General features: G+C 58.8%; 7 protein-coding genes and 1 pseudogene. 1 reads left to right on the forward strand and 7 read right to left on the reverse strand.

The features are described from left to right. Nucleotides 1–187 (reverse strand): hypothetical protein (locus GQ57_RS44060; protein WP_235215199.1); only part of this gene is annotated, 187 nt, incomplete at its 3' end. Nucleotides 188–733: 546 nt separating this feature from the next. Between GQ57_RS44060 and GQ57_RS37610 the strand changes: the two genes are divergently transcribed. Then, a complete protein-coding gene (locus GQ57_RS37610) occupies nucleotides 734–1,816 on the forward strand; it encodes a porin (RefSeq protein WP_034200570.1) in 1,083 nt (360 codons plus the stop codon). 414 nt (nucleotides 1,817–2,230) lie between these two features. Here the strand turns inward: GQ57_RS37610 and GQ57_RS37615 are convergent, their stop codons facing one another. The 6 genes and pseudogenes from GQ57_RS37615 to GQ57_RS42805 all read right to left on the reverse strand — a co-directional run. Then, nucleotides 2,231–3,334 (reverse strand): porin, encoded by a 1,104-nt coding sequence (locus tag GQ57_RS37615; protein ID WP_034200571.1) that lies wholly within the window; start codon nucleotides 3,332–3,334, stop codon nucleotides 2,231–2,233. A 117-nt stretch (nucleotides 3,335–3,451) separates the two neighbouring features. After that, complete coding sequence (locus GQ57_RS37620; RefSeq protein WP_081896882.1) at nucleotides 3,452–4,822, reverse strand: MFS transporter; 1,371 nt, start codon at nucleotides 4,820–4,822, stop codon at nucleotides 3,452–3,454. Between the two features lie 331 nt (nucleotides 4,823–5,153). Next, nucleotides 5,154–6,083 carry a TauD/TfdA dioxygenase family protein gene (locus tag GQ57_RS37625; protein WP_034200572.1) on the reverse strand — a complete coding sequence of 310 codons (930 nt, stop codon included), beginning with the start codon at nucleotides 6,081–6,083 and terminating at the stop codon, nucleotides 5,154–5,156. Nucleotides 6,084–6,394: 311 nt separating this feature from the next. Next, nucleotides 6,395–7,198, reverse strand: coding sequence for a Crp/Fnr family transcriptional regulator (locus GQ57_RS37630; RefSeq protein WP_081896883.1), 804 nt, complete (start codon nucleotides 7,196–7,198; stop codon nucleotides 6,395–6,397). A 139-nt stretch (nucleotides 7,199–7,337) separates the two neighbouring features. Further along, nucleotides 7,338–7,945: pseudogene (locus GQ57_RS42800) on the reverse strand (transposase); the annotation flags it as partial. A 40-nt stretch (nucleotides 7,946–7,985) separates the two neighbouring features. Next, the coding region (locus tag GQ57_RS42805; RefSeq protein WP_152603396.1) for an integrase core domain-containing protein at nucleotides 7,986–8,098 on the reverse strand (113 nt) is incomplete at its 5' end.

The following is an 8,098-nucleotide window of genomic DNA, read 5'->3' on the forward strand; positions in this document are numbered from 1 at the left end:
GCCCTTGCGCCAGCGCTCCCACATGACCGCTTTCTGACTGTCTGTATAGTAGATCCGCCGCCTCTGTTTCATTGCAACACTCCTCGCTGCTATGCAGCTTCAAGTGTGTTGCATCGACGGGTTGAATCCGCACGCCATCCTCGACATCGAAACCCGTATCCGGGCTATTTGCAGCTCGATATTCCATGCCTCCAGGAAAAGACCGAAGCAAAACATAGGTCGGGACGCGGGATAAATTCTCCTGACGGACCACACGCCGATATGCCGCTGATGAAGCTGCGAATGCGGAACGACATCGCGTGATTCGCGATGTCGTCCGAGCGTTGTTTTCGTGCCGTCGCGCGCTGCACGGCCTCGCTGATCAGATCGCACACCAACTCCCGCCATTTCGCCGGCCGTCAACGTTGACGACACCATGCCTACGTGTTTCAACCAACGCCCGCTATCGGGGTTTCCTGAGTTCACATTGTGCACATTGGCGAGGCTTCGAGTTGTCACTAAAACGCGGTCGATTTTTAATTGTGCCGCGGAGTTCGATGTCCGGAATACGGATATGCGACATCGACATCACGCGACACAGGTCCAACTCAGCTGAATCGGCTTAAGCGAAGGACGGAAAATTTCCACGCACATTTTTGAAACCACTAAGCCCCTCGACGCGAATTCATTACCCGATTTCATAGCAAATCGGCTGATTTAAGCACCAACTATAAAATACATTTGGAGACATCGAATGAGAAAAGAGCAACGGACGTCTGCACTTCGATCCGCCACCATTGCAGCCGGTCTCCTGGTCGCCGCTTCGGCCCACGGGCAGAGCAGCGTCACACTGTACGGCATCCTCGACGCCGGTATTCTCTATACGAACCGATCAGTTGATCCGACCACCGGCGCAAGCGCAGGCAAGCGCATCGCCTTTACCGACGCGGGGATGACCGCGTCTCGAATCGGAGTGAAAGGCGTCGAAGATCTCGGCGGCGGATTGCATGCAGAGTTCGTACTTGAAAGCGGCATCGACCTCGGCAACGGTGGCTACAACCTATCGAATGGCAACTTCTTCGGTCGCCAGGCATGGGTAGGCCTCGACAACCCTTACGGCAATGTCAAGCTGGGTCTTCAGTATTCTCCGTTTATGCTTGCTGCCGTCCAGGCTGACCCCCGTGGTGGCGCACTGTTCGGCGACTCCGGCGTCAGCTACGTCGGCAATGTTTTCGGAACCGGCATCTTCACGCCGAATGCGATCTCCTACACTAGCCCACGCATTGCCGGATTCCAGGCGAGCGGATTGATGTCGCTCGGCAACGCGCCGGGTTCGGCCTTGGCAGGCCGGGCTTTTTCGGCAAGTATCACCTACGGATTCAATGACCTGTTCATTGCCGCAGCGATCTACGACGGCAAGCCCGGCAGCACAACCAACACGCCGGTACCGACGTCGGTTCCATTCGACGGGCGCCTGCTCGGCGCAAAGTACAGCTTTGGCTCGCTCTCGGTGATGGCGACGTTCACGAAGGTCAAGATTGCGGGCGCACTCAACGATAACGTCTACACCACCGGCTTCGAGTATGTCGCGACGCCGGGAGTGATCGTCAACGGCAATGTCTCGTACTCGAGCGACCGAAACCACACGTACAATCACTCGATTCTCGCCGGCATGGGTCTAGAGTACGGGATGTCGAAACGCACGTGGCTCTATGCACAGGCAGCGCTGGTCGACAATCACGGCGCGATGAACACCGGTATCGCGATCTCCGGTTCGCTGTATGCGCCCCCTGGTCGCACTGTCGGCGTAGACGTCGGAATCCGTCATTCGTTCTGATCAAGCGAAACGGGTCAACGTTCAGAACAGCAGATCTTTCAATGCATGCGGACGCAGCGCGGGGATGGATTTTCTACGAAATGGAGGCCATCAGATCGGCTGCCGTGCGAACCAATACATCCGCCGCGTCGACACGTCCAGACAATTGCTTGACGAAATTTTTGGCCTGAGCTACTGACGTTCAGTGGCGGGCGTGAAACGATGGTCGGAATCACACCCTGCGCACTTGGCAATATTCGGCACGTTCATGAGGCTCGAGCGCGTCTTAAACCTAACAAAAATAGGAAACTTGCCTATAAGGCAACGGTGTCTTAGGAGAGCCCGTCCTCTCCCCCAACTGTGCACGACCAAATCGCGCTCTCGTAAAAGTTATTCGAAAAGAGCCGGGCGCGATGTTCAGTTTGGCGGATGATTTTAGAATAGATGACGTATCCCGATCATGGCTGCCGTCGTCGAGACACCTGGCGCGACCGGCTGCCCGTACGAAATTATTTGACTCATGGCTCCGCGGTTCAACACATAGGCGCCCTGTACGTAGGCAATCGTTCCGCGCGACAGCGTGTATTCGGCACCAACAGCGTACTCATTCGAGCGATTCTGCGAATGATTGCGGTCGCGAAGCACGTAGACGCCTGACGTGACGTTTAGAGACTGAGTGATCCGGTAGCCAAGGCCACCGGAAATCATGTCGTAGTCGTGCCTGCCCGCATCGACCGGGTTGCGAGCGCGTCCGTACGAGGCGGACACCGACACACCGCGCAGCGTGTATTTGGCCCCTACGTAGTAGAAGCGATTGTTCGCCAACCCGGTGGGCGTACTGGCCGCTTGGCTCGTGTCGTGTCCGACGTAGTACGCGGCGTCGAGGTCGAGTCCATAGCCGTTGTAGCGCAACACCGCGGATTCTCGCGTGCCACCCTGGAACTGTCCGGGCACACCGCCGGGCGCGTATTCGACCGAGAATGACAAGCCGCGCATTGTCGGTGATCGATAGACAATCGCATTACTGTCGTACAGCGCACCGATCGGTACGTTCGTGTTTGTACCAGGCGCGCCAGCAATCTGGTTCAGTCCGAGCCACGCGCTCAGGATGCTTCCGAAGTACTGCGCGCCGCGTACATCGGTTTCGGCCATCGCGTAGATCATAGGAACGAATTGCCGACCCAGGTCGATTGTGCCGAACGGTCCGGATAGACCGATTGTCGATTGCTGGTTGAACGCGGCACTCCCCCCAGTCGTGTCTGACAACTTTAACTGGCCCGTACTGCTGTTGAACGCGCCCTGCAACCGGAAACGGACGGCATAGCCTCCGCCTAGATCTTCGGAGCCCCGTAAGCCCCAGAAGCTCGCATAGATACCGCCGTCCTTGAGTGCGAATACGTGGTGATTATTCGCAGCGGTGCTCTGGTACATCAGTCCGGTGTCGATCGCGCCGTACAGCGTGACGGACGATTGCGCATGCGCGGACGCAGCGAGAACTACAAGCAGTGCGGCGCTGCAAGCATTGAATGTCGATTGCATGTCGCCTCAATGGCGGTGGAGGAAGTCGGAGGGTACGCAACCGTTGTCACTTCGCGGGGCGACGACGGCGCAGTCGAACCGAGAGCGTCTCCCGCGCAAGCGCAGTGGGCGTTTGGGTCAGTTGCTGCTGTGATCGCGCGACGTCGTGGCTCGGTCCAAGTCGCTCCGGTAGTACCGCGAGCCGACGGCGAACAGAAGCGCGGCCGCAAGCGCGGCGAACGGGACGATTTGCAGCGCCGTGCGCAAATCGAAACGATCCGCAAGCACGCCAGCGACAATCGGACCGGATGCGAGTCCGAGCAGGTTATTTGCGAGCGCCCAGAGTGCCATCGCTGTGGCGTGAAAAGCTGGCGCGGTAAGGTTGGCGACGACGGCACCAGTCGACGCACAGGCGCCTGCGGAGACGAACATCCCTATTCCGATAAGTGCAAGTTGCGCAGGACCTGGAGGCAGTTGGAACGCGACCGACAGCGACGCGAACGACACGATGCTCAGAACGATCATGGTCGTGAACTTGCGGTGCGGTACGCGGCGGCTTGCATGATCGGTCAGCATCCCGCAAACGATCAGACCGATGCCGGAAGCCAGCACGAACACTGCCGCGAGCATACCGGCACCGTCGACTCGCATGCCGAAATTGCGGGTCAGGTAGCTAGGTAGCCAGGTGGCCAACGCGCCTGGTACGGCGAGCTGAATGCCACTGCCGACATACGCGAACACCACCGACTTCGATGCGAACAGCGCGCCCCTCAATTTCTGTACCGAGGAACGCAACGACGCACGCGGCTCACGTATTCGGCGCGGAGCACATTCAGCGAGCGGTATCTCTCGTTCGGTTACACATAGCCGATACAGCGCGGCCAGAACGAGCCCTACGATTGCCATCGTGGTGAACGACCAGCGCCAGCCGAAACGCGCGGCGATGAAGCCGCTCAGCGCCATGCCGAGCGTTGAACCGAATGCGCCCCCGGCCAGGAATGCGCCGGACAGCGTCGCGCGCCAGCGCGCGGGGAATACGCTGATTACGACTGCGAGGCCAACGCTGCCATATGCGGCTTCGCCGACCCCGACGAAGAAGCGTGCGACGAGCATGTCGCCGTAACTGGCTGATACCGCGCACCCGAGTGTCGCGAGACTCCAGAGTATAGCCATCGCAATCAAGCTGCGGACGCGTCCGTAACGGTCGGCCAGTAGCGAAAGCGGGAAGGTCAGGAGACCAACCATGATCGATACGACGCTGCTCAGCGTGCCAAGTTGCGTATCGGAGAGGAGCCACTGGGCTTTCAAGAACGGAAATACGGAAATGAGCACTTGTCGAGACATGAAGTCCGCGAGCAGTAGCGCAAACGTCAGCGTAAACACTGTCCATGCGTACACCGGCGAGACGGCAAAACTGGCCGGACTCGGCGCGTGTACTGTCCCGAGTGGTTGGTTGTCGGCGGGCGTGGCAAATGGGGCGGGCGAGGTGGAATGCGTTGGGGTAACCATCTCGGGGTTCCTTCGATCAAATCTGAAATATCGACGAGCAGGTCATCCAGCGTGCCTCGAGATCACGGTCCTCTCGCGCGGCGTCAGTAATGCACCTCGGGGATGGGTCTTGATACGGATCCGCGCGATGATGATGTGGCCTTGCAATTCGCCGACGAGAGTTGCCTTGCCAGCCGGCGTTGCGATCTAGTCGGCGAGCGTGGCGTGGGTGACGAACACCTATCCTTGCATCATCAGCAATGACGGCTCGAACACGGGAGCATTGGCCGACAAGATCACCATGCACACAAGCAGGCTGCCTGAGGGCGCGCGAGCGGAGCGCTGGGGGCTTCTACGCAGCGGCGCGCATGCCTGAGCCACTGGGCCGCGTCGTGCTGTGGCGGCCGTCGACGCTCACTGGCACGTCTCCTGCGAGCGTGACTCGGCGAACCACACGGTGGGCGTTGCCGTAATCGTTGACCGCGTAGTGTTGAGTTGCTCGGTTGTCCCAGATTGCGACGTCGCCTTCGCGCCAGCGCCAGCGCACGACGTTCTCGGGGCGCGTTACGTAGCTTTGCAGCAGATCGAACAGTTGTGCCGACCCGCTGGTCGTCGCGCCGACGAAGTGCCTCAGGAAATGACCGAGGATCAGCGTTTTTTCGCCAGTTTCAGGATGTACGCGCACGACAGGATGCTCAGTCTCGTAGCGAGTCGACACGAACACTTCGCGGTAGCGCTTGATTGCTTCTGCGTCGGCTACGGTGCCGCTACTACCTCGATGGCTCGCATAGTCGTAGTCGTTGCTGTGCACGGCCCACAATTGCTCGGCAAGCGCCTTGAGCGGTGGCGGCAAGTCGTTATAGGCGGCAGCGGTGTTTGCCCAGATTGTGTCGCCACCGTACGGCGGTATCGTGACGCCGCGCAGAATCGATGCCTGCGGATAAGCGTCGATGAATGTCACGTCGGTGTGCCATGAATTCGCACGTGCTCCGGTGTGAGAATCGAGCTCAAGCATATAGCCGGTACCGTCGAGTACCGGCACCGTTGGATGGGCGATCGGATCGCCGAGTCGCTTGGCGAAAGCCTCCTGAGCGGCATCGGTCAGATGGGTCTGGTCGCGAAAGAAAATGACCTTGTAGCGCAGCAGTGCGGCACGAATCGCGTCGATGGCGGCAGGCTCTAGTTGGCCTGACAGCGTGACGCCGTGAATTTCGGCGCCGATTCGAGCCGTGACGGGATGGAGGTCCAGTGTGTTCGAATTGGCGAGGTTCGGGTTGTTCATCTCGTGCAGATTCCGTTGAAGGCAATTGGCCTGCGGCGGTACGTGTAGCGAAGCGGTCAGCGCCGCATTCGTTGTACACACACACAAGGCTAGACTGGGCATGTGCGCTGCGTCGTGTTTCACGCACGACGCTCGCACGGTATTTGCACACCGAGCCGGAAGCCGATCATTGCGCGTCACGGCACGTTGTACGAGACCATTATCGGGATAGGCGATGCGTGAATCTGTCGCAGGATCGACAGTTCTATGGAGAAAATCAGATATGGTTATCACGCAATCAGGCAAGGCACGGTTCGCCCACCCGTGCCACGTCAACTGTCGTGACGAGCGATCGCCCTGAGTGCTTCGATATTCACTATCGTGTAGCGGCTGTAGCGGGCATCGATCACCTGCTGCCGCACCAGTTCGCGCAATTCCTTGTTGACACTCTGGCGAGATGCGCCGAGCAACGACGCGAGATCTTCCTGCGAGACCCGGATCGCGAGCTCGATTCCGTGCGCGGTCTCGCGGCCGTACCAATTAGCCAGCGTTAGCAGTTGATCCGCGACACGTGCACGAAACCCGGACAATGCAATCTTGTTCAATTGTGCATACAGGAAGCGAGACCGAACGCAGATAAGGTCAAATACACCGTGCAACAACGCGGGGTCGCTAGCGATCTGCGCGAGTAGCGCGTGGCGCGGGATGTGGAACACGGTTGTCGGGCCATGCGCAAACTGATCGTGCATGGCACCGCGTCCGTCGACGGCTGGGATGAAATTGATGATTTCACCGGGGCGTACGAATACAACAACTGCGCGCACGCCGAGCGCATTGGTCCGACTCAGTTCGATCGCGCCGGAGATGACGACAAAGATATCGTTACACTGCCCTCCGGTCTCGCACAGCCGCTCTCCGTCGTGCCAATTGCGCAGCCTGCCGGCATTGAATAGCATGTCGATCGAGTCGATCGACAATACGCGAAGGCTCGGATTGGTCGTAAATGCATCCCGGACCACCGCTCGTGTCGTCGCGTCGAGGTCGCGATTTGAGCGCCCTTGGACAAGAGACGGGAAACTATCGCTGGAGTGTTGGGGCGAACCGAGATCGTTGCCGTGGATGGGGGAATGCGTCATGACGGAACGGCACGAATAGAACTTTGCGATCTAATCAGCGTTCGACAATCGAGTAAAAGACTTGTTTCTCATGTGCTTATTCCGTGTGAAGAAAGATACTCGGAGCGGCGAGCGTGGCCTGAGTGCCCGTGTTTAAATGTTAAGTTCTCAGGGGTTGATTTTTGGCATTCAGGTGGGCACGGGCGATTGCATTGATGTGGATGTGAACTTGCACATTCACGCGATCAAAGCCACTTTCTTGAGCTTATGAGCGGTCACAAAGCGTTCGTAGAAGACGCGGACGGCCGAATTGAATCGAGTCACGGTGAACGTTGCCATGTATAGCACACGCCGCACCTCGAAGCGCCTGCCTGCGATGCACCTACGCCCTCTGATAGAACAATAATCCTTCGCATAGGGTGCCACGACGACCAGGGCGCAGATTTAGCGTTGATTGAGATGACCCAGTTCAGGCAATTCAGCAATCAGGGTTGTCGCGACAACGCGGCCGACGCCCGCCACATCCTGCAACAGCTTCGACATGACGGCGCGGTGCTGCTCGACGCGACTGAGCATCTTGGCATCGACATCGTCAAATTGACAGGCAATGCCTTCGAACAGAGCTGGGATGCTCGGGCGTGTGACCGGACGAGCAAGGCGCAGGCGCTGACACTCGGAGAGTCGCAACGCCACAAGTTGGCGTCGCCGGGTGACCAGAGCCACCAAATCCGGCTGTGCGGGGTCGCTCAGCGGACGCACGAAGCGCTCGGGTAATACCCCCGCTTTTAACGCGAGTCAGAAGTAGAGGCTAAGCGGCCATGGCCAGCCGCTGTTTTGGCGTTACGCCACCAAGGCCCATGTTGGGGCGCTCATGATTGTATTGCCACATCCATTCCGTGGCGAACTGCTGGATGTGCTCAA

It is taken from the genome of Burkholderia sp. MSh2, from assembly GCF_000731655.1.
GTDB lineage: Bacteria > Pseudomonadota > Gammaproteobacteria > Burkholderiales > Burkholderiaceae > Burkholderia > Burkholderia paludis.

Excerpts from the sequence above, each read along its gene's own strand:
- GQ57_RS37610 (WP_034200570.1), top strand. The coding sequence starts at position 734 with ATGAGAAAAGAGCAACGGACGTCTGCACTTCGATCCGCCACCATTGCA.
- GQ57_RS37615 (WP_034200571.1), bottom strand. The coding sequence starts at position 3,334 with ATGCAATCGACATTCAATGCTTGCAGCGCCGCACTGCTTGTAGTTCTC.
- GQ57_RS37620 (WP_081896882.1), bottom strand. The coding sequence starts at position 4,822 with ATGGTTACCCCAACGCATTCCACCTCGCCCGCCCCATTTGCCACGCCC.
- GQ57_RS37625 (WP_034200572.1), bottom strand. The coding sequence starts at position 6,083 with ATGAACAACCCGAACCTCGCCAATTCGAACACACTGGACCTCCATCCC.
- GQ57_RS37630 (WP_081896883.1), bottom strand. The coding sequence starts at position 7,198 with ATGACGCATTCCCCCATCCACGGCAACGATCTCGGTTCGCCCCAACAC.